This window comes from Pseudomonas viciae, assembly GCF_004786035.1.
In the GTDB taxonomy this organism is placed as follows: Bacteria; Pseudomonadota; Gammaproteobacteria; order Pseudomonadales; family Pseudomonadaceae; genus Aquipseudomonas; species Aquipseudomonas viciae.
This window is the reverse complement of sequence record NZ_CP035088.1, coordinates 235,950-257,544: the sequence shown is the minus strand read 5'-3', so window position 1 is coordinate 257,544 and position 21,595 is coordinate 235,950. Positions and strand designations below refer to the sequence as shown.

Annotated in this window: 19 protein-coding genes; 9 read left to right on the top strand and 10 right to left on the bottom strand. The window is 61.9% G+C overall.

The window, feature by feature from the left end; translation table 11 throughout:
* Positions 1-38 precede the first annotated feature (38 nt).
* A complete protein-coding gene (locus EPZ47_RS01100) occupies positions 39-467 on the top strand; it encodes a DUF2269 family protein (RefSeq protein ID WP_135843146.1) in 429 nt (142 codons plus the stop codon).
* A gap of 103 nt (positions 468-570) precedes the next feature.
* Here EPZ47_RS01100 and EPZ47_RS01095 read toward each other — a convergent pair whose 3' ends face one another.
* On the bottom strand, positions 571-1,227 hold the full coding sequence (locus tag EPZ47_RS01095) for a histidinol-phosphatase (RefSeq protein ID WP_135843145.1): 657 nt from the start codon (positions 1,225-1,227) through the stop codon (positions 571-573).
* Between the two features lie 143 nt (positions 1,228-1,370).
* Here EPZ47_RS01095 and EPZ47_RS01090 point away from each other — a divergent pair, with 143 nt between their 5' ends.
* Both EPZ47_RS01090 and ptsP read left to right on the top strand, forming a co-directional pair.
* A complete protein-coding gene (locus EPZ47_RS01090) occupies positions 1,371-1,850 on the top strand; it encodes an RNA pyrophosphohydrolase (RefSeq protein WP_003186867.1) in 480 nt (159 codons plus the stop codon).
* Positions 1,851-1,872: 22 nt separating this feature from the next.
* Positions 1,873-4,152 carry a phosphoenolpyruvate--protein phosphotransferase gene (gene ptsP / locus EPZ47_RS01085; protein WP_135843144.1) on the top strand — a complete coding sequence of 760 codons (2,280 nt, stop codon included), beginning with the start codon at positions 1,873-1,875 and terminating at the stop codon, positions 4,150-4,152.
* Positions 4,153-4,212: 60 nt separating this feature from the next.
* Here ptsP and EPZ47_RS01080 read toward each other — a convergent pair whose 3' ends face one another.
* A complete protein-coding gene (locus EPZ47_RS01080) occupies positions 4,213-4,959 on the bottom strand; it encodes an NRDE family protein (RefSeq protein ID WP_135843143.1) in 747 nt (248 codons plus the stop codon).
* 148 nt (positions 4,960-5,107) lie between these two features.
* Here EPZ47_RS01080 and EPZ47_RS01075 point away from each other — a divergent pair, with 148 nt between their 5' ends.
* The 3 genes from EPZ47_RS01075 (at position 5,108) to EPZ47_RS01065 (ending at position 7,787) form a co-directional block, all read left to right on the top strand.
* Entirely contained in the window at positions 5,108-5,890 is a 783-nt protein-coding gene (locus EPZ47_RS01075; RefSeq protein WP_135843142.1) for a sulfite exporter TauE/SafE family protein, read from the top strand.
* A gap of 68 nt (positions 5,891-5,958) precedes the next feature.
* Complete coding sequence (gene lgt / locus EPZ47_RS01070) at positions 5,959-6,768, top strand: prolipoprotein diacylglyceryl transferase (RefSeq protein ID WP_135843141.1); 810 nt, start codon at positions 5,959-5,961, stop codon at positions 6,766-6,768.
* Between the two features lie 47 nt (positions 6,769-6,815).
* Positions 6,816-7,787: a thymidylate synthase gene (locus EPZ47_RS01065; RefSeq protein ID WP_135843140.1), complete on the top strand. Its 972-nt coding sequence runs from the start codon at positions 6,816-6,818 to the stop codon at positions 7,785-7,787.
* A gap of 141 nt (positions 7,788-7,928) precedes the next feature.
* On the opposite strand, the gene cadR is transcribed toward EPZ47_RS01065, so the two are convergent.
* Positions 7,929-8,375, bottom strand: a complete 447-nt coding sequence (gene cadR, locus EPZ47_RS01060) for a Cd(II)/Pb(II)-responsive transcriptional regulator (protein ID WP_135843139.1) — start codon at positions 8,373-8,375, stop codon at positions 7,929-7,931.
* A gap of 86 nt (positions 8,376-8,461) precedes the next feature.
* Between cadR and EPZ47_RS01055 the strand changes: the two genes are divergently transcribed.
* Positions 8,462-10,681, top strand: coding sequence for a heavy metal translocating P-type ATPase (locus EPZ47_RS01055; RefSeq protein WP_135843138.1), 2,220 nt, complete (start codon positions 8,462-8,464; stop codon positions 10,679-10,681).
* Positions 10,682-10,771: 90 nt separating this feature from the next.
* Here the strand turns inward: EPZ47_RS01055 and EPZ47_RS01050 are convergent, their stop codons facing one another.
* Genes EPZ47_RS01050 through EPZ47_RS01040 form a run of 3 tightly spaced genes read right to left on the bottom strand, consistent with a single transcriptional unit; the run spans position 10,772 to position 15,980 of the window.
* Complete coding sequence (locus EPZ47_RS01050) at positions 10,772-13,819, bottom strand: efflux RND transporter permease subunit (RefSeq protein WP_135843137.1); 3,048 nt, start codon at positions 13,817-13,819, stop codon at positions 10,772-10,774.
* Positions 13,816-14,880, bottom strand: coding sequence for an efflux RND transporter periplasmic adaptor subunit (locus EPZ47_RS01045; protein WP_135843136.1), 1,065 nt, complete (start codon positions 14,878-14,880; stop codon positions 13,816-13,818). The genes EPZ47_RS01050 and EPZ47_RS01045 overlap by 4 nt, the downstream gene beginning before the upstream one ends.
* Positions 14,877-15,980 (bottom strand): efflux RND transporter periplasmic adaptor subunit, encoded by a 1,104-nt coding sequence (locus EPZ47_RS01040; protein ID WP_135843135.1) that lies wholly within the window; start codon positions 15,978-15,980, stop codon positions 14,877-14,879. Before EPZ47_RS01040 ends, EPZ47_RS01045 begins: the two co-directional genes overlap by 4 nt.
* Positions 15,981-16,113: 133 nt before the next feature.
* Here EPZ47_RS01040 and EPZ47_RS01035 point away from each other — a divergent pair, with 133 nt between their 5' ends.
* Positions 16,114-17,274, top strand: coding sequence for an AAA family ATPase (locus EPZ47_RS01035; RefSeq protein ID WP_135843134.1), 1,161 nt, complete (start codon positions 16,114-16,116; stop codon positions 17,272-17,274).
* A 527-nt stretch (positions 17,275-17,801) separates the two neighbouring features.
* Here the strand turns inward: EPZ47_RS01035 and EPZ47_RS01030 are convergent.
* The 4 genes from EPZ47_RS01030 to EPZ47_RS01015 all read right to left on the bottom strand — a co-directional run bounded on the left by EPZ47_RS01030 (position 17,802) and on the right by EPZ47_RS01015 (position 20,928).
* Complete coding sequence (locus EPZ47_RS01030) at positions 17,802-18,584, bottom strand: MetQ/NlpA family ABC transporter substrate-binding protein (RefSeq protein WP_135843133.1); 783 nt, start codon at positions 18,582-18,584, stop codon at positions 17,802-17,804.
* Positions 18,585-18,901: 317 nt separating this feature from the next.
* On the bottom strand, positions 18,902-19,837 hold the full coding sequence (locus tag EPZ47_RS01025) for a sigma 54-interacting transcriptional regulator (RefSeq protein ID WP_135843132.1): 936 nt from the start codon (positions 19,835-19,837) through the stop codon (positions 18,902-18,904).
* A 59-nt stretch (positions 19,838-19,896) separates the two neighbouring features.
* Entirely contained in the window at positions 19,897-20,478 is a 582-nt protein-coding gene (locus EPZ47_RS01020) for an alpha/beta hydrolase (RefSeq protein WP_109751875.1), read from the bottom strand.
* A 204-nt stretch (positions 20,479-20,682) separates the two neighbouring features.
* Positions 20,683-20,928: a DUF2789 domain-containing protein gene (locus EPZ47_RS01015; RefSeq protein WP_135843131.1), complete on the bottom strand. Its 246-nt coding sequence runs from the start codon at positions 20,926-20,928 to the stop codon at positions 20,683-20,685.
* 144 nt (positions 20,929-21,072) lie between these two features.
* Here EPZ47_RS01015 and EPZ47_RS01010 point away from each other — a divergent pair, with 144 nt between their 5' ends.
* Complete coding sequence (locus EPZ47_RS01010; protein WP_135843130.1) at positions 21,073-21,594, top strand: NfeD family protein; 522 nt, start codon at positions 21,073-21,075, stop codon at positions 21,592-21,594.
* Position 21,595 lies beyond the last annotated feature (1 nt).

The window sequence follows — 21,595 nt, the reverse complement described above, 5'->3', positions numbered from 1 at the left end:
AGGCTAGACTGCTGGGCAAGACTTAAGGAAATCGAACGATGGAAACGTTAACCGCACTGAAACTCGCTCACGTCGTCGCGACGGCGTTGCTGTTGGCGGGCGCCCTGGGGCTGGCCATCTGGGTCTGGCGCACGCGCCGCAACGGCGATGCCACGGCGGTGGCTCGCATGCTGCAACGCCCTCGGCTGTTTGTCTGGCTGGTGATGATCATTGCACTGGCGAGCCTGCCCTTCACGGGGTGGTGGATGGTCCATCAGGTCGGCTGGCCACTGGGGCAGACCTGGCTGCTGGCTTCCAGCGTGCTCTACACCGTGGCGGCGCTGGCAGGGTTCTGGTTGCTGGTGCGGCTGAACAAACTGCGCAAGGCGCCGGCGGCGGGCAATGGGAAATTGACCTTTGCCTTGGCGCTGTTCAGTGTTGTCTGCTTTATCGCCATTGCGGGGTTGATGGGGGCCAAGCCGGTTTAAGGCTTTAGGCCGTGCCGCCCCCATCGCGAGCAAGCTCGCTCCCACAGGGATTGTGTGAGCGCCGCAATCTCTTGTGGGAGCGAGCTTGCTCGCGATGACGATTTCAGCCGCGCAGACTGATTACCGGCCAACCCCGTTTCTGGGCCTCGGCCCGCAGATTCGGATCCGGATCCACCGCCACCGGATGCGTCACCACTTCCAGCAGCGCCAGATCGTTCATCGAGTCACTGTAGAAATAGCTGCCGTCGAGCGAATGCCCGGTCTCTTCCAGCCAACGGTTCAGCCGGGTCACCTTGCCCTCGCGAAAGCACGGGACATCGGTGCTGCGACCGCTGTAGCGACCGTCGATCATTTCACATTCAGTGGCGATCAGCGTCTCCACGCCCAGGCGCTCGGCAATCGGCCCGGTGACAAAGCGGTTGGTGGCGGTGATGATCACCAGCTTGTCGCCGTCGTCACGGTGCTTTTTCAGCAATTCGATGGCCTGGGGCAGCACAATCGGCTCGATGCAGTCGCGCATGTAGTCAAGATGCCACTGTGCCAGCACGTCCATTTCGGTACGACCGAGGATTTCCAGGCAAAAATTCAGGTACTCGGCGTTGTCGAGCTTGCCGGCCAGGTAATCCTGGTAAAACTCGTCGTTGCGCGCTTTGTACGTGACGGCGTCGAGGAAACCGCGCTCACACAGGTAATCGCCCCACGCGTGATCGCTGTCGCCGCCCAGCAACGTGTTGTCCAAGTCGAATAAAGCCAGCCGCATTGCAGTTACTCGCTGAAAATTCTGAAGAAAGGCGTCCAGAATACGGACTTTTCACAAGAGTGCACATAAGGTGGGCAGGCTCGTTGCTGCTTTCACAACCTTTGTGGAACAATGCGGCGACATGCGTTTGCGAGGTTCTTGCCGTGATCGATCCCGATGGTTTCCGCCCCAATGTGGGGATCATTCTTACGAATGATGCAGGGCAGGTGCTATGGGCTCGCCGTATCAATCAAGACGCCTGGCAGTTTCCCCAGGGCGGGATCAACCCCCAGGAGACGCCGGAAGAGGCCTTGTACCGCGAGTTGAACGAAGAAGTGGGGCTTGAGCGAGAAGATGTCGAAATACTCGCCTGCACCCGCGGCTGGTTGCGCTATCGTTTGCCGCAACGCCTGGTCCGCACGCACAGCCAACCGCTGTGCATCGGCCAGAAGCAGAAATGGTTTCTCCTGCGCCTGATCTCCAACGAGCAGCGGGTGCGGATGGATTTGACCGGTAAACCGGAGTTCGATGGCTGGCGCTGGGTCAGCTATTGGTATCCGTTGGGCCAGGTGGTGACATTCAAGCGCGAAGTGTATCGACGCGCTCTCAAAGAGCTTGCCCCGCGCCTGCTGACGCGCGACTGACGACGGAGTTCGACCCCGAGCCATGCTCAATACGCTGCGCAAGATCGTCCAGGAAGTTAACTCCGCCAAGGATCTCAAGGCGGCGTTGGGGATTATTGTGTTGCGCGTCAAAGAGGCCATGGGCAGCCAGGTCTGCTCGGTCTACCTGCTGGACCCCGAGACCAACCGTTTCGTGCTGATGGCCACCGAGGGCTTGAACAAGCGCTCGATCGGCAAGGTCAGCATGGCGCCCAATGAAGGTCTGGTCGGCCTGGTCGGCACGCGCGAAGAACCCCTGAACCTCGAAAACGCCGCGGATCACCCGCGCTACCGCTACTTCGCCGAAACGGGCGAGGAACGCTACGCCTCATTCCTCGGGGCACCGATCATCCACCACCGCCGCGTTGTCGGCGTGTTGGTCATCCAGCAAAAAGAGCGCCGCCAGTTCGACGAGGGGGAAGAAGCCTTCCTCGTGACCATGAGCGCGCAACTGGCCGGGGTTATCGCCCACGCCGAGGCCACCGGCTCGATCAGCGGCCTGGGGCGCCAGGGCAAGGGCATCCAGGAAGCCAAGTTCGTTGGCGTGCCAGGCTCACCGGGCGCAGCAGTGGGTACGGCGGTGGTCATGTTGCCACCCGCCGACCTCGACGTGGTTCCGGACAAGACCATCACCGACATCAACGCCGAGCTGGGGCTGTTCAAGACCGCCATCGAAGGCGTGCGCGCCGACATGCGCGCCCTGTCGGCCAAGCTGGCGACGCAGCTGCGCCCTGAAGAGCGTGCGCTGTTCGACGTCTACCTGATGATGCTCGACGACGCCTCCCTGGGCAGCGAAGTGACCACGGTCATCAAGACCGGCCAATGGGCCCAGGGTGCGTTGCGCCAGGTGGTGACCGACCACGTCAACCGTTTCGAACTGATGGACGACGCCTACCTGCGCGAGCGCGCCTCCGACGTCAAGGACCTCGGCCGCCGGCTGCTGGCGTACTTGCAGCAGGAGCGCCAGCAGACCCTGGTCTACCCGGACAACACCATCCTGGTCAGCGAGGAACTGACGCCGGCCATGCTCGGCGAAGTGCCCGAAGGCAAGCTGGCGGGGCTGGTCTCGGTATTGGGTTCGGGCAACTCCCACGTGGCGATCCTGGCCCGGGCCATGGGCATCCCGACGGTGATGGGCCTGGTGGACCTGCCGTACTCCAAGGTTGACGGCATCCAGATGATCGTCGACGGCTACCACGGCGAGGTCTACACCAACCCCAGCGAAGTACTGCGCAAGCAGTTCGCCGATGTGGTGGAGGAAGAGAAACAACTGTCCCTGGGCCTGGACGCGTTGCGAGACCTCCCTTGCGTGACCCTCGACGGCCACCGCATGCCACTGTGGGTCAACACCGGCCTGCTGGCCGACGTCGCCCGGGCGCAGAAACGTGGCGCCGAGGGCGTGGGCCTGTACCGCACCGAAGTGCCGTTCATGATCAACCAGCGCTTCCCCAGCGAAAAGGAACAGCTGGCGATCTACCGCGAACAGCTGGCCGCGTTCCACCCGCAACCGGTGACCATGCGCAGCCTGGACATCGGCGGCGACAAGTCCCTGTCCTACTTCCCGATCAAGGAAGACAACCCGTTCCTCGGCTGGCGTGGCATTCGCGTGACCCTCGACCACCCGGAAATCTTCCTGGTCCAGGCCCGCGCCATGCTCAAGGCCAGCGAAGGCCTGAATAACCTGCGCATCCTGTTGCCGATGATCTCCGGCACCCATGAACTGGAAGAAGCCCTGCACCTGATCCACCGGGCCTGGGGCGAAGTGCGCGACGAAGGCACCGACGTGCCGATGCCGCCAGTGGGCGTGATGATCGAGATTCCGGCGGCGGTGTACCAAACCAAGGAACTGGCACGGCAGGTGGACTTCCTGTCGGTGGGCTCCAACGACCTGACCCAATACCTGTTGGCCGTGGACCGCAACAACCCACGGGTCGCCGATCTGTACGACTACCTGCATCCGGCGGTGCTGCAAGCCTTGCAGAATGTGGTGCGTGACGCCCATGCCGAAGGCAAGCCGGTGAGCATCTGTGGCGAAATGGCCGGTGACCCGGCAGCGGCGGTGCTGCTGATGGCGATGGGTTTTGACAGCCTGTCGATGAACGCCACCAACCTGCCGAAAGTGAAGTGGATGCTGCGCCAGATCAACCTCAGCAAGGCCCAGGAGTTGCTGGCCGAGGTGATGACCATCGACAACCCGCAAGTGATCCACAGCTCCTTGCAGCTGGCGCTGAAGAACCTTGGGCTGGCGCGGATGATCAATCCGGCTTCGAACAAGACGCTCTGAACCTGCGGCGCCTCTATCGCGAGCTTGCTCGCGATAGGGCCAGACCTGATATCACAAAAGCTAGATCCTGACCTCCACCTCCCCCAAATGCCCTCCAAGGGGCCCGAAGCTGCGCTCGACCATATGCCGACTCCCATCGGCATGGATAATCAGCGCCGTACTCGCCCGCGTCCCATAAGCCGGGCTGGCAATGAACACACTCGACAGCAACATCTCGGTCGCCAGCCCCACGCCCGTATCCGGCAGTTCAGCCACCGGAGCAGGCTGCGGGTCATTCAGCAGCGCCAACAGGGCCTCGGGCTGCGGATCGTCCAGCACCTCGGCCAGTGCGGCCCGGGCCTTGAGCACCTTAGGCCATGGCGTGTTCAGCCCCGCGTTCGACAAGCCATAGATACCCTCAGCCAGGCGCTGTGGCTGGGTATCGCGAGCGTTGAAGTGCCACAGCTCAGTGCCATCGCCGAGCAGCAGGTTGAACCCGCCAAACTCACCGGCACGGGGCACGATTTCGCTCAAATACTCGGCAATCGGCAGATTCCCGGTCAGGAACCGCGCCACCAGTTCGCCTCGCGACTTGAACGCCGGGAGCTGGCCCGGATCGCGGATATTGGTCAGGGCGGCAAAGCGACCATCGGCAGTAACGCCGAGCCAGGTACCGCCAGCTTCAAGATCGCGACCGGCATGGACCTGGGGCGCGTCTGGCCACTGGGCCAGGGGCAGGGTCGGACGCGCGTAGAACTCGTCGCGGTTGGCCGCCACGATCAGTGGCTGGGCGTGGCCGGGGCGCCAGGCAAATATGATCAGGCACATCAGGTAGTCCCGTTAGCAATGCCAGTCAGTTGAAAGAATAAGTCACTCTACCCAGACATCGCCCCCACATCCATCGCCTTCACTAGAGCCCAAGGCCAGGGATCCGGTACCATGCCGCTCTTATTTCGGGGATGGGCGGGAGACGCTGGTGGAATTTTTGCTCTATCTGCTGCTCGGCGCCTGCGCCGGTGTGCTGGCCGGGTTGTTCGGCGTGGGGGGCGGGATGATCATCGTCCCGGTGCTGGTGTTCAGTTTCACCCTGCAGGGCTTCGACCCGCAGGTGTTGACGCACCTGGCCGTCGGCACGTCCCTGGCGTCGATCATCTTCACCTCGGTGAATGCCGTGCGCGAGCACCACCGCAAAGGCGCGGTGCGCTGGCCGATTTTCGCCTGGATGACCGTGGGGATCCTGATCGGTGCCGGTTTCGGCGCGATCACCGCCGAAGCGATTTCCGGCCCGCACCTGCAAAAGATCATTGGCGTGTTTGCCATGATCGTCTCCGTGCAACTGGCCCTGGATTTCAAGCCCAAGGCCAGCCGCACGGTGCCGGGCAAGGCCGCATTGACCGTGGCCGGCACGGTGATCGGCTGGGCCTCGGCGATTTTCGGCATTGGCGGCGGTTCGCTGACCGTGCCGTTCCTGACTTGGCGCAGCGTGCCAATGCAGCAGGCGGTGGCGACTTCATCAGCCTGCGGTTTGCCGATCGCCCTGGCCAGCGCTTTAAGTTTCATGATTCTGGGCTGGCACGATCCGCTGTTGCCGGCCCATAGTCTCGGTTTTGTGTATTTGCCGGCGTTGTTGGGCATCGCCCTGACGAGCATGGTCTTCGCCCGTTTCGGTGCTCGACTGGCTCATCGCCTGTCGCCGCGCTTGCTCAAACGGCTGTTCGCCGCTTTGCTGTTCTGCGTAGGCTTAAGTTTCCTGTTCTGACGCAATCCTGGCTTAATCCCGAGGTGGCAGTGTCGCCCGGGTATTTTTGACGTTTACGAGGAATATCAATGCTGCCTTACCCGCAGATCGATCCGGTAGCCCTGGCCATCGGCCCGCTGAAAATCCACTGGTACGGCTTGATGTACCTGATCGGTATCGGCGGCGCCTGGCTGCTGGCGTCGCGCCGGCTCAACCGTTTCGACCCGACCTGGAACAAGGAAAAGCTCTCCGACCTGGTGTTCTGGCTATCCATGGGCGTGATCGTCGGTGGCCGCCTGGGTTACGTATTGTTCTACGACATGAGCGCGTACCTGGCCAACCCGACGCTGATCTTCGAGGTCTGGAAGGGCGGTATGTCGTTCCACGGCGGGTTCATCGGCGTGATGCTGGCAGCACTGTGGTTCGGCAAGCGCAACAACAAGTCGTTTTTCCAGCTGATGGACTTCGTCGCGCCGATGGTGCCGATCGGCCTGGGCGCCGGGCGCATCGGCAACTTCATCAATGCCGAATTGTGGGGCAAACCGACCGACGTGCCGTGGGCGATGATCTTCCCGCCGTTCAGCGACCCGGCGCAATTGCCGCGCCACCCGTCGCAGCTTTATCAGTTCGCCCTCGAAGGCGTGGCACTATTCCTGATTCTCTGGCTGTTCTCGCGCAAGCCGCGGCCAACCATGGCGGTGTCGGGCATGTTTGCCCTTTTTTATGGCATCTTCCGCTTCGTCGTCGAATTCGTCCGCGTACCAGATGCCCAGCTCGGCTACCTGGCGTGGAACTGGCTGACCATGGGCCAGTTGCTGTGCCTGCCGATGATCATCGGTGGCCTGGCGCTGATCTGGCTGGCTTATCATCGTGCGCCGGCTGCGGCAGCCAAGGTTTAAATTCGAAGTCCAGAGCACCGCTCCGGACTCAAGGACACAGGTAACACATGAAGCAATATCTCGATCTGGTGGCCAATGTCATCGAGCACGGCACCCGACAAGCCAACCGCACGGGTGTCAACACCATCAGCCTCCCCGGCGCTATGCTGCGCTATGACTTGAAGAATGGCTTCCCGGCCATTACCACCCGCAAGCTGGCCTTCAAGTCGGCCATCGGCGAGATGTGCGGCTTCCTGCGCGGCGTGAACAACGCCGCCGAATTCCGCGCCCTGGGCTGCAAGGTCTGGGACCAGAACGCCAACGAAAACGCCCAGTGGCTGGCCAACCCGTTCCGTCAGGGCGAAGACGACTTGGGCGAGATCTACGGCGTGCAATGGCGCAAATGGCCGGCCTACAAGCAGATTCCCCTGAGCAACCCGGCGGCCATCGAACAGACCCTGGCCCAGGGCTATCGGCAGATCGCCGAAGGCGAAGAAAACGACCAGGCCTACGTGGTGCTGTACAAGGCCATCGACCAGGTGCGCCAGTGCGTCGACACCATCATCAAGGATCCGGGTAGCCGCCGTATCCTGTTCCACGGCTGGAACTGCGCCCAACTCGATGAAATGGCCCTGCCGCCGTGCCATCTGCTTTACCAGTTCCACCCGAATGTCGAGACCAAGGAGATTTCCCTGACCCTCTACATCCGCTCCAACGACCTGGGCCTGGGCACGCCGTTCAATCTCACTGAAGGCGCCGCGCTGCTGAGCCTGATCGGTCGCCTGACCGGCTACACGCCGCGCTGGTTCACCTATTTCATCGGCGATGCCCACGTCTACGAAAACCACTTGGACATGCTCAAGGAACAGCTCAAGCGCGAGCCATTCCCGATGCCGAAACTGGTGATTTCCGAGCGTGTGCCGGAGTTCGCCAAGACCGGTGTGTACCAGCCTGAGTGGCTGGAGCTCGTGGAGCCCAGCGACTTCTCCCTCGAAGGCTACCAGCACCACGCACCGATGACCGCGCCGATGGCGGTCTAAGCCACACCACCATCCCCTGTGGGAGCGAGCTTGCTCGCGATAGCGGCTTCACATGCACCATTGATGTGACTGAAACTCCGCTATCGCGAGCAAGCTCGCTCCCACAAAGGGCTCAGTGTGTTCGAGATTGGCGACAGGGGCTCAATGCCCATGACTCCTGCCCACATGTGAATGCTCCACCTCGGGCGCCACCGCCCCGCTCACCTCCAGGCGCTGCAAAATCCCGCACTGCTCCAGATCCGGCCCTTCGCTGCAGCGATGGCGCAGGTCGATCAGTTGTGCCTGCAGGGCCAGCAGGCCGTCGATGCGGGCCTTGACGTGGTGGATGTGCTCGTCGATCAGCGCGTTGACGCTTTCGCACTGGTCCTGGGGACTGTCGCGCAAGGTCAGGAGGCTGCGGATCTCCTCCAGGGTCATGTCCAGGGTGCGGCAGTTGCGAATAAAGGTCAGTCGCTCGGCATGAGCCTGGGTGTAGACGCGGTAATTGCCGTCACTGCGGGCCGGTTCCGGCAACAGGCCTTCGCGTTCGTAATAGCGGATGGTTTCGACCTGGCAGTCGGTGATCTTTGCCAGTTCTCCAATCTTCATGGCGTTGCCTCCCAAATAGGTGCTTGACCCTATAGTGGCTACAGGGTCTTTACTGTGCAACAGGCACTTTTCACGGACGTAACCCGATGAGCGATTCCATTCATACCCACAAGCCGGACCACGGCCATGACCACGGGCACTCCTGCTGCGCCTCGAAAGCAGCCCCGTCGCAGGTCATCCTCGGCAAAGCGCCGACGGACGGTGCACGGCTAAGCAGTTTTCGCATCGAAGCCATGGACTGCCCCACTGAACAAACGCTGATCCAGAACAAGCTCGGCAAGCTCGAAGGCGTGCAGCAACTGGAATTCAACCTGATCAATCGCGTATTGGGCGTGACCCACGATCTGCCCAGCGATGGGCCGATCATCAGTGCGATCCAATCCCTGGGCATGCAGGCCGAGCCGTTGAAGTCCGACCAGGAGAAAGCAACCAACAGCTCGCCCGCTCCGGCCAAGCCCTGGTGGCCGTTGGCGCTGTCCGGTGTCGCCGCCCTGGGTGCCGAGCTGATCCACTTCACCAACGCCGCACCCAATTGGGTGGTTGCGCTGGTGGCATTGGTGTCGATCCTCAGCGGCGGCCTGGGTACCTACAAGAAGGGCTGGATCGCCCTGAAAAACCGCAACCTGAACATCAACGCGCTGATGAGCATCGCGGTGACCGGTGCAGTACTGATCGGCCAATGGCCGGAAGCAGCGATGGTGATGTTCCTGTTCACCGTGGCGGAGCTGATCGAAGCCAAATCCCTGGATCGGGCGCGCAACGCCATCAGCGGCCTGATGCAGATGGCCCCGGAACAGGCCACCGTACAACAGGCCGATGGCACCTGGCGGGCCCAGGATGTCAAGACCGTCACCCTCGGCGCGCGGGTGCGGGTGCGCCCCGGCGAGCGCGTTGGCTTGGACGGCGACGTGGTCGCCGGCCGTTCGACCATTGACCAGGCACCGATCACTGGCGAGAGCCTGCCGGTGGAAAAAACCATCGGCGACAAGGTGTTTGCCGGCACCATCAACCAGGCCGGTGAATTGGAATTCAGCGTGACCGCGGCGGCCGATCACTCCACCCTGGCGCGGATCATCCACGCCGTGGAACAGGCCCAGGGCTCCCGCGCACCGACCCAGCGCTTCGTTGATCAGTTTTCGAAAATCTACACCCCGGCCGTATTTGTCCTGGCCCTGGCCGTGGCCGTTATCCCGCCGCTGTTCATGGGGGCGGCGTGGTTCGACTGGATCTACCGGGCACTGGTGCTGTTGGTGGTGGCGTGCCCTTGCGCACTGGTGATTTCCACCCCGGTGACCATCGTCAGCGGCCTTGCCGCAGCAGCGCGCAAAGGCATTCTGGTCAAGGGCGGCGTGTACCTGGAGGGTGGCTACAAGCTCGACTACCTGGCCCTGGACAAGACCGGCACGATCACCCACGGCAAACCGGTGCAAACCGACTACGTGGCACTGGACCCGACCGTGGAGAGCAGCGCCCCGGCCCTGGCCGCCAGCCTCGCCGCCCGCTCCGACCACCCGGTATCCCGGGCGATTGCCAACGCGGCTGTGGATAAGCAAGCGCCGGCGCCGCGTGTGGATAACTTCGCAGCACTCCCAGGACGAGGGGTTCGCGGCGACATCAACGGCCAGACCTATCACTTGGGCAATCACCGCCTGGTGGAAGACTTGGGCCTGTGCTCCCCCGAACTGGAAGCAAAACTCTTCGCCCTGGAAAAACAGGGCAAATCCGTGGTGCTGCTGCTCGACGCCTCGGGTCCCCTGGCGCTGTTTGCCGTGGCCGATACCGTGAAGGAATCCAGCCGCGAAGCCATCCAACAACTGCATGAGCTGGGCATCAAGACCCTGATGCTCACCGGCGACAACGCCCACACTGCCGAAGCGATTGCCGCGCAAGTGGGCATGGACCAGGCCCGCGGTGATTTGTTGCCGGAGGACAAGCTGCAAGCCATCGAAGATTTGTACACCCTGGGTCACCGCGTCGGCATGGTGGGCGACGGCATCAACGACGCACCGGCACTGGCCCGTTCGGAAATCGGCTTCGCCATGGCGGCGGCGGGTACCGACACGGCCATTGAGACTGCCGATGTCGCCTTGATGGACGATGATCTGCGCAAGATTCCGACATTCATTCGCCTGTCGCGGCAGACCTCAAGCATCCTGAAACAGAACATCGCCTTGGCGCTGGTCATCAAGGCGATTTTTCTTGGGGTGACCTTTGCCGGGCTCGCGACCATGTGGATGGCGGTGTTTGCCGACATGGGGGTGAGTTTGTTGGTGGTGTTCAATGGGTTGCGGCTGTTGCGTAAATAAGAAGTCCTGGGTGGCTGGACGGGCCTTGTCGGGGGCGCTTCGCGCCCAGCGGGAGCAAGCGCCCTCGCCACAGGGCTAAACTGCGGCCCTTCAATCGCGTTTCGGCTCGCGAATCTTGTACCAGGCCACATACAGCGCCGGCAGGAACAGCAACGTCAGCAGGGTGGCGATGATGATCCCGCCGATCATCGCGTAGGCCATCGGCCCCCAGAACACTTCCCGCGCAATCGGGATCATCCCCAGGCTCGCCGCGGCTGCGGTGAGCAGGATCGGCCGACGCCGATGCTGGGTGGCTTCGACCACCGCATCCCAAGGCTCGTAGCCGTCTCGTTCATATTCATCGATCTGGGTCACCAGGATCACCGAGTTGCGGATGATGATGCCGATCAACGCGAGGATCCCAAGGATTGCCACAAAGCCCATCGGCGTGCCCGTCGGTACCAGCGCCAACACCACGCCGATCAATCCGAGAGGCGCGACGCTGGCCACCAGAAACAATTTCTGCACGCTGTGCAGTTGGATCATCAGGAAGGTCGCCATCAAGAACAGCATCAGCGGCACCACACTGGCGATCGGCCCTTGGGCCTTGCTGCTCTCTTCCACCGTACCGCCAGTGGCGACCTTGTAGCCCACCGGCAGGCCGGCGGCGAATTTATCGATGTCCGGTTGCAGCTGCTTCACCAGGTCCGTGGGTTGGATCTCGTCACGCACCGCCGCCTTGATCGTGATGGTCGGCTTACGGTCGCGACGCCATACCAGCGGCTGCTCCAGCTCATAACGCACCGTGGCGAACGCCAGCAGCGGAATCGAGGTGCCACTCGGGGTGACGATCTGCAGGTTCTGCAAGGTTTCCGGCGAACCGCGCTCGGCATCTTCAGCACGGCCAACCACGTTGATCAGGTAAATATCGTCGTTGACCTGAGTCACCGGCGAGCCGCTGACGATGCTGTTCATCAGCTTGGCCACGTCATCCGACGACAAGCCCAACTGCCGCGCCTTGTCCTGGGCGATGTCGATGCGCAAGACCTTGCCCGGCTCGTTCCAGTCGTAAATGATTTCGCCGATGTGCGAGTTCTTGTCCAACTCGGTGGCCAACTCGATGGCGTGCTTGCGCACTTGGTCGACGTCCTTGCCACTGACCCGGTACTGGATCGGGCGGCCCACCGGCGGGCCCATTTCCAGGGCTTGCACGTAGCTGCCAACGCCGACGAAGTCCTCGCGCAGGCGTTTTTGCAGGCGCTCGGTGAGGGCCGTGCGCGACTCCAGGCCGTTGCTGACAATCACCAGTTGCGCGTAGTACGGATTCTGCAGTTGCTGATCCAGCGGCAGGTAGAAACGAATCGCGCCTTCGCCGATGTAGGTGCTCCAGCGTGCGATGTCCGGGTCGCCCTTGAGGGTCGCCTCCAGGCGGTCGACGGCTTTGCGCGTCTCGTCCAACGAGGCGTTTTGCGGCAGGTTGAGGTCCACCAGGATTTCCGGCCGGTCCGACGATGGAAAGAACTGGTTCTGCACAAAGCGCATGGAAAACACCGCCAGCACGAACAGCAGCACGGTGATACCAATGGCCCACCAACGATTGCGCATCGCCCACAACAGACCGCCGTTGAAGGCCCGGCCGATCCGTCCCGGTTCGTTGCTGTGGGGTTTCACGTTGGTGCTGAGGATGTGCACACCGATCACCGGGGCAAACAGCACCGCGACGATCCACGACACCAGCATCGCCACCGCGATCACCGCAAACAGGGTAAAGGTGTACTCACCAGCGGAACTGGCGTTCAGGCCGATGGGCACGAAGCCGGCCACGGTCACCAGGGTTCCGGTGAGCATCGGGAACGCCGTCGAGGTATAGGCGAAGGTTGCGGCCTGCTCCTTGGTTTCGCCTTTTTCCAGGCGCGTGACCATCATCTCCACGGTGATCATCGCATCGTCCACCAGCAGGCCGAGGGCAATGATCAAGGCACCGAGAGAGATCCGTTGCATGGTGATACCGCTGTACTCCATGAACAGGAAAACCATCGCCAGCACCAGCGGAATCGAGCAGGCCACCACCAGCCCGGCGCGTATGCCCAGGCTGATGAAGCTGACGACCAGGACGATGATCACCGCCTCGAACAAGGCACTGGTAAAGCCACCGACCGCTTCTTCCACCACCTCGGCCTGGTCCGACACGGTGTGCACGCCAACCCCCACCGGCAGGTCAGCGGTCAGTTCGTTCATGCGTGCGTGCAGCGCCTGGCCGAAATCCTGGATGTTGCCACCCTTCTTCATCGCGATGGCGAGGCCAATGGCGGGTGTGCCGTTGAAGCGGAACATCGGGGTCGCGGGGTCGACGTAACCGCGGCTGATATCCGCGATATCGGCCAGTCGATAGAAGCGATCATTGAGTCGCAGATTGACGTTGGCCAGGTCTTTTTCCGACTGGAACTGCCCGGACGTGCGCACGGAAATCCGCTCTGGCCCAGCATCGATCACCCCGGCCGGCGTCACCGCATTCTGCGACTGCAGGCTCTGCACCACCTGGCGCTGGTCGATGCCCAACGCGGCGAGTTTGCGCGTGGAGAAATTCAGATACAGCACTTCATCCTGCTCGCCGAGCATTTCCACCTTGCCCAACCCGGGCACGTCGCGGATCTCGGCGCGCACCTTCTCCACGTAGTCCCGCAGTTGGCGCATCGACAGCCCGTCGCCGGTGAAGGCGTACACCGAACCGTAGACGTCACCGAACTCATCATTGAAGCCCGGCCCTTGCAGGCCTTGGGGGAAATCGCCGCGAATGTCGTCGATCTTCTTGCGTACCTGGTACCAGATCTCGGGGATTTCCTTGGCCCCGGTGGTGTCGAGCAGGTACACGAACACCGTCGACTCCCCCGGTCGGGTGTAGCTTTTCACGTAGTCGAGAGAATCGAGTTCTTCGAGTTTTTTCTCGATGCGGTCGGTGACCTGCTTGAGGGTTTCTTCCTGGGTCGCGCCCGGCCAGCGGGTCTGGATGATCATGGTCTTGATGGTGAACGACGGGTCTTCCTCGCGCCCCAGGTTCATGTACGAGAACACGCCCATCAACAACGCGACGAACATCAGGTACCAGACAAACGACTGATGCCGCAGGGCCCATTCGGATAAATTGAAAGGCCCTTTCATCGTGCGTCCTCGTCGAGTTTCACTTTCTGCCCCGGCTTGAGGCTGTTCACGCCGGCGCTGACCACGCGGTCGCCAGCCTTGATGCCGTTGGCCACCAGTACCGAATCGCCTGAACGCTCGAGAATCCGCACCTCGCGGGGCGAGACCGTCTGGTTCTGCGGGTCGATCAGCCAGATCCGGGCCTTGCCGTCGACTTCTTGCAGCGCGCTGAGCGGTAGCTCGATGCGCGGCTCGATGGTCGAACTCAGGGTCACACCGATGGCCGTGCCCAGCCGAAAGCCTGGCGGTGTATCGGTCAGCGTCAGGCGCGCGCGGCGCGTACGGGTGGCGCTTTGGGCCTGGGGCTCGATCTCGCGCACGGTGGCGGTGGTGTGGCTGGCCGGGTCCAACTGCGCGGCGACTTCGAACACCACGTCCGCGGGCAAGCGCTCGGCCAACCCGGCCGGCAGGTCGATCACTGCTTCCTTGATGTCCGGACGGGCCAAGGTCACCACTTGCTGGCCGGCGGTAACCACCTGCCCTGCTTCGGCATTCCAGGCGGTGACGACCGCGTCGTGATCGCTGCGCAGCTCGCTGTAGTTGAGTTGGTCGCGGGCCTGTTCTACCGAGGCCCGGGCCTGCTCAAGGGATGCACCGGTGGTTTTCAGGTCGGTCTGGGCGATGTCCAGTTGCGCCTGGGCACCGACGCCACGGTCAAACAATTGTTGTTGCCGACGGGCATTGGCCTGGGCGTTGATGTACTGCGCCTCGATCCGCGCCAGATCGCCCTGGGCCGCGCGCAACTGGTTCTGCTGATCGGTAGGGTCGAGCGTGGCGAGCAAGTCGCCCTTCTTCACCTCAGCGCCAACATCAACGTTGCGACTGGCGATCCGCCCTGGCACGCGGAAACCCACATTGCTCTCGTAACGCGCCTGGATACTCCCGGCGAACCGCCCGAGGGCTTGTTGGTCAAGCGCCTGGACCTCGATGGACAACACCGGTCGCACCGGCTCCGGTGGGGCTTCCTCCTTCGAACAGGCAGCCAGCAACAGCCCGGCCGAGACCATCCACCAACGCTTCATGGCTGGGCTCCTGTCTGGGGTGGCTGATGGGGATTTTCAGCGATCTCGACGCGCACGCCGGGGTGCAGCAGTTGCCCGCCCGCAGTGACAATTTGCTCACCGCCCTTGAGCCCGTCGCTGATGATGACCTTGCCGGTCAGGTAACGACCGACAGTGACCGTTTGCAACTGCGCCTTGCCCTCGCCGTCCACCAGCCACACGGCCGGGTCGCTGAGGTTCTTGGTCAGTGCCGACCAGGGCAGCTCTACCGCCGTCTTGCCGGCGGATTTGGCGGTGGCGCTGACCACCGAGCCCAGGCGCATGCCTTCGGGCAAATCGTCGAGGGTGACCTTGACCTGCACGGTGCCGGTCTCGGCGGATACCGCCGGGGTAATCTCGCGTACCGTACCCGTGGTCTTGATGTCCGGGTTATCCAGCAAGCTGATGACGATGGAGGGATCCGACGGTGGTTCGTGCAGCAAGGATTCGTAGATGTTGAACACCGCGTCACGCTCACCGTCCCGGGCCAGGCTGAAGATTGGCTCCGTCGCCTGTACCACCTGGCCAACCTCCGCCTGGCGCGCCGTGATGATCCCCGGGGCCTCGGCGATCAGTGCGGTGTAGCTCAGTTGTTCACGGGCGTTGGCCAACTGGGCCTGGGCAGCGGTCAATGCACTCTGGCTGCTGCGCAATTGCGCCTGGGCCGCGTCGTATTCGCTCTGGCTGGTGTAACCCTTGGGCAAGAGTTTCTGCTGGCGCACGAAGGCCGCCGCACTTTGCTTGACCCTTGCCTGTTCGGCGGCCACCTGGGCCTCGGCGGAGTCGACGTTGGTCTGCAGATCCCGAGGATCGAGCCGGGCCAGCACTTGCCGGGCCGAGACCCGGGCACCGACATCCACCTTGCGCTCGATGATCTTGCCGGCCACGCGAAATGACAGATCGGTCTTCACCCGGGCCTGGACATCGCCGGTCAAGGTCACCGAAGCCGCGTACTCGGAGGGCACGGCTTGCTGCACGAACACCCGTGGCAGGGCTTTTTCCTCGGGTTTTTTATCACCGCATCCCGCCACCAGCGCGCACAGACTCAGGCCAACTACAAGTTTGACTCGGGGACCAGCCATGCAGACTCCTTTGCGTTGTACGGACGTGCCAGTGACGATACGACTGTGAGCTTAGAACAGGGTTCAACACCAAGCACAGCATCACAATGGATGCGCCTATCAGGCAGACTAACGCCTTTGCGGGAGATTGCTCATGCTCAAAACGCTGGCGGTGGCCAATTACCGCTCCATCAACAAACTGGTGATTCCCCTGGGCCGGTTGAACCTGATCACCGGTCCCAATGGCAGCGGCAAGTCCAATCTGTACCGCGCCCTGCGTCTGTTGGCCGAGACAGCCCAGGGCGGGGTGGTCAACGCCCTGGCCCGTGAAGGCGGGCTGGACTCGACCTTCTGGGCCGGGCCGGAAGAAATCAGCCGGCGCATGCGCAACGGCGAGGTGCCTGTCCAGGGTATCGTGCGCCAGACCAGCAAACGCTTGCGCCTGGGGTTCGCCGGTGAAGATTTCAGCTATTCGATTGCCTTGGGCCTGCCGGAACCCAGTCTTTCAGCGTTTTCACTGGACCCGGAAATCAAGCGCGAATGCATCTGGGCCGGGCCGGTCTTTCGTCCCGCCAGCCTGCTGGTCGACCGCAATGGGCCAATGATCCGGGCCCGTGAAGGCCGTTCATGGGATGTATTGGCCCAGCACACGCCCAGCTTCGACAGCCTGTTCGACCAGGTCGGCAGCCTGCGCACTTCGCCGGAGGTGCTGCAGATGCGCGAGTTCATTCGCCGCTGGCGCTTTTACGACCATTTTCGCAGCGATGCCGACGCCCCGGTACGCCAACCGCAATTGGGCACCCGCACGCCAGTGTTGCACCACGACGGGCGCGACCTGGCCGCCGCCCTGCAAACCATCCTTGAAATCGGTGACGCTGAAGCTTTGCATGCTGCCATTGGCGATGCATTTCCCGGCGCCCGATTACGCATCGAAGCTCTGCAAGGCGGGCGTTTCGCCATCGAGTTTTATCAGCAAGGCTTGTTGCGCCCACTGTCCGCGGCCGAACTGTCGGACGGGACGCTGCGCTACCTGTTGCTGGTGGCGGCCTTGCTCACCCCGCGCCCACCCTCGCTGATGGTGCTCAACGAACCGGAAACCAGCCTGCACCCGGATCTGTTGCCAGCCTTGGCGCGGTTGATCATCCGGGCTTCAGTCAGTTGTCAGGTCTGGGTGGTGTCCCATGCCACGCGGCTGATCGCCGCCCTGGAGCAGGACGACGACTGCAATTGCATCGTGCTGGAAAAGGATCTAGGGCAGACCGGGATTGTCGGGCAGCGGATGCTGGATGAGCCGGCTTGGCATTGGCCGGATTAATCAGCGCCTGATAGACCGCTTTCGCGAGCAAGCCCGCTCCCACAGAGGCAATGGTGTTCGACCGCCAATCTTGCGTCTGCATTTGCCGCGCGGAAGGAAGACGACTATTTTTCTTTTTGCCGTAGGAAGGATCTTTTTTTCGAAACGAACCTTCAAGGACGCACAGCTTTTGGCCAGACTCCCGGCCAAACCATCACAAGGAAGAGAATATGGCAGACGTAAAAGTGCCACAGCGACTGGACCCGCAGGACATCGTAAAGTTGTTGGTGGCGTTGCGAAGGGCGTTGAAGACCAGGGCGGCCTGATAGCGCATTTGATTTTGTGGCGAGGGAGCTTGCTCCCGCTGGGTTGCGAAGCGACCCCAAAACCTGCACATGCCAGTTGGCAGGGCATACCTCGTTAGCTGTTTTGCGACTGCTGCGCAGTCGAGCGGGAGCACGCTCCCTCGCCACAGGCGCTTCCAATAAAAAACGCCGACGCTGTATCAGCCGTCGGCGTTTGAACCGTAAAAAGGTTTACCGCGCGAATCAGAACGCCGGCAGTACCGCGCCGCTGTATTTCTTCTCGATGAACGCCTTCACTTCCGGGCTGGTCAGGGCCTTGGCCAGTTTCTGGATGGCCGGGCTGTCCTTGTTGTCCGGGCGGGCCACCAGGAAGTTCACGTAAGGCGAATCCGCACCTTCGATCACCAGCGCATCCTTGGCCGGGTTAAGACCTGCTTCCAGGGCATAGTTGGTGTTGATCATGTCCAGGTCGACCTGATCCAGCACACGCGGCAACATGGCCGATTCCAGTTCCTTGAACTTGAAGTTGTGCGGGTTCTTGGCGATGTCCTTGGGCGTGGACACAGCGTTTTTCGGGTCCTTGAGTTCGATCAGACCGGCCTTCTGCAGCAGGATCAGCGCACGACCGCTGTTGCTGCCTTCGTTGGGGATGGCGATGGTGGCGCCGTCCTTGAGCTCGGCCAGGCTTTTGACTTTCTTCGAGTAACCGCCGAACGGTTCGACATGCACGCCGATCACGGTCACCAGGTTGGTGCCTTTACCTTCGTTGAAGTTTTTCAGGTACGGCAGGGTCTGGAAGTAGTTGGCGTCCAGACGCTTCTGGTCAACCTGCACGTTGGGTTGGACGTAGTCGGTGAAGACCTTGATTTCCAGGTCCACACCTTCTTTGGCCAGGGCCGGCTTGATCAGCTCGAGGATTTCAGCGTGGGGCACCGGGGTGGCCGCCACCACCAGTTTTTCCGCGGCCTGGGCCAGGCCCGTGGTCAGGGCTGCCGCCAATGCGGTGAACAACAGAACCTTTTTCATGCAGTGTCCTTATCGAAAATCACTGTCGTCGTGGACGACGGCCAAAATAGGGGGGTGCCAGCGAAGTGCTATCGCTGGCGTGTGGCGGACAATACCGACATTTTTTATGCCTTAACAATATCTTTTATTCAAGTTCATATTCATTTTACTCATATAGAAAAAGCCGCGCTTTGGGGCGAGGGGATTTATCCCCATTGGGGCGCGAAGCGACCCTCAATGCCGCCTCCCGGTGTGTCAGGCAGATTGAGTTTGATAGCTTAGGGGGCTGCTTCGCAGCCCAGCGGGGATAAATCCCCTCACCACAATTCCGGTGTCTTCTATAGCGTTTGGCTCAATTGATTGAGCAGCGCCTTGAGGGCTGTGCGCTCGGCGTCCGTGCCTTGTGCAACGATCTGCGCCACCTGGCGGTCGATCAATTCCAGGGCCGATGACTGGGCCGGTAAATTCAGGTGCTCCGGAAAAATCTCGTCACCCGTGCTGACCAGCAACGCGAAGTGAATAACGTTTTCCAGTTCGCGGGTATTGCCCGGCCAGCTGTGCTGTTCAAGCGCATGTTGTGCAGCCTCGCTGATCAGCGGCACGCTCAGGCCCAGGCGCTGGGTGTAAATGCCCAGGAAGTATTCGGCCAGGGACAGAATATCGCCCACCCGCTCGCGCAGGGCCGGAAGCTCGAGCCGACCTTCGCTGAGGTAATGGTAGAGCCGCTCGTGAAATTTCCCGGCGGCCACGGCTTGCCCCAGGTCGATGCTGGTGGCCGCCACCAGGCGTACATCCACCGGGCTGCGCTGGTGCGCGCCGACGCGGGTGACCTCGTGGTTTTCCAGGGCCGCCAGCAACTTGATCTGGATCGGCAGCGGCAAATCACCGATTTCATCCAAGTAAAGGGTGCCGCCATTGGCCGAGCCGAACCAGCCGGCCCGACTACTGGCCGAGCCGCTGTAGCTGCCAGCGGCATAACCAAACAGCTCAGCGTCAGCGTAGGTCGGGCTGATCGCGCCGCAATTGACCGACACAAACAGCCCGGCGCGATCACTTTCGCGGTGGATGTGCCGGGCAAGCAATTCTTTGCCAGTACCGGTTTCGCCGCGTATCAGCACCGAGACCGAGCGCGGCGCCAGTTGCTCCACCTCCTGACGCAACTGCCGCGAACGCGGGTCGACGAACACCAGCGCCTTGGCGCGAATGCTCAGGGGGCTTTTTTCCGCATCGGGAAAGGTCAGCAGCGGCTGACCAAAGGTTTCATGCAAGCTCATGGCAGACTCCCGCCCCGCACCGCTGGCAAATGCAAGGGCACTATTATCCAGGGGCATATTCAGGCGCGACGCAGGGCGTGATGCTCCATGCGATTTTGCAGACGATAGAGATAAGCGAACCCCTGCTCCCAGCGTTGGTGGCCGGACTTCACATTGATATGCCCCGCCCCGGCCAGAATCCCGGCCTCAGCCCCCCAATTACGCGCTAACTCCAGGGCACGCGGAGCGCTCACAGCGGCGTCATTGTCAGAACTGACCACTTGGCTTGGGAACGGCAACAGATCCGTCGGAATCGGCGCAAAATTACGCAGTGCCGGGGCACAGGCCGGCCGTTCGACGTCCGCTGGCGCCACCAGCAACGCCCCGCGAACCTGCCGCAGAAACTGCACCGGCGCGGTGGCGGCCCAATGGGCAACCGTAATGCAGCCCAGGCTATGGGCAATCAGAATCACCGGCGTGCTGTCGGCGGCAATAGCCTCGGCCAGCGCCGCAACCCAGTCTTCACGCCGGGGCGTCAACCAGTCGGCCTGCTCGACCCGGGCGCTGTTGGGCAGGCTGTTCTGCCAGTGGGTTTGCCAATGATTTTCCGGCGATCCTTGCCAGCCCGGCACAATCAGGTAGCGAATCGATTCGTTGCGCATGGGTTGCTCTCCTGCGTGTCTGTTCCCGGACGAGTATAGGGAGGAGAGTTATATTGTTTAAGGAATAAGAAGCTATTTATTAATAATTAAAAAGCATAATCACGGGAACGGGCTTGCTCGCGAAGGCGGTGGGCCAGTAGCGGTGATGTTGGCTGATACGACGCATTCGCGAGCAAGCCCGCTCCCACAGGTCCTGCGTACGTATTACTCACCACGCCCCTTGCGTAGCAACACATTCAACTGGTCCACCACTTCCGCCCAGTCCGCATCCTCGAGGATTTCTTCGCGCAGTAATTGCTGCTGGCTTTTGCTCCAAAAAAACGCATCAGCCAAGTGAAGCTCAGGCTTGAGGGGTGAATGGGTCGCGATGAATTTGTCGATATCAAGGGCGTCGTCAGACAGGCCCAATTGTTTGAACAGCGCGGGCAGGCTGTGGATCGGGGATTCCATACGGGGCTCCTGAGCATAAGACGGATGGCTGGGTTCTTCCCGCAGTCTAGCCCCTTGGCGACCGTCAGACTGATCAAAATTCAATCACCCCTTGGCTCGACTAGACTTTGGATAACGTCACGACCAATGCGTTGCGGAGGTCCCGTGAACATTCACTGCTTAATGATCGCGCTGCTGGCCATGAGCGGGCCAGTATTCGCAGCCGATGGCCTCGCGCTGCTGGTCACCAACCCCGTGGGCTTCTGGTTGATTGCCGTGGGCGTGGCTTTGCTGATCGCCGAGGCAGCGCTGCCCAACTACGGCGTTGTCGGCTTGGGCGGGATTATTTTGTGCGTGATCGGCGCGGTCATCCTGACCAACGCCGATGTGCCGGTTCCCCTGATGATCGGCCTGGGCCTGGTCAGCGCCCTGCTGCTGATTGTCCTGTTGATCCGCGCGTTGAAAACCCGCCCACGCCAGCCCGTCAGCGGTGACGCCGCGCTGCTGGGCAGTGTCACTGCGGTGATCGCCTTGCAGGACGGTAATCATCATGGTTGGGTCCAACTGGAAGGCGAACGCTGGCAGGTGGCAAGCGCGACGCCACTGCGGCGTGGGCAGGCGGTACGGGTCATCGCCCGCAAAGGCCTGCTGCTGGAAGTAGCCCCCGCTGATTCACAAGGAGTCTGAG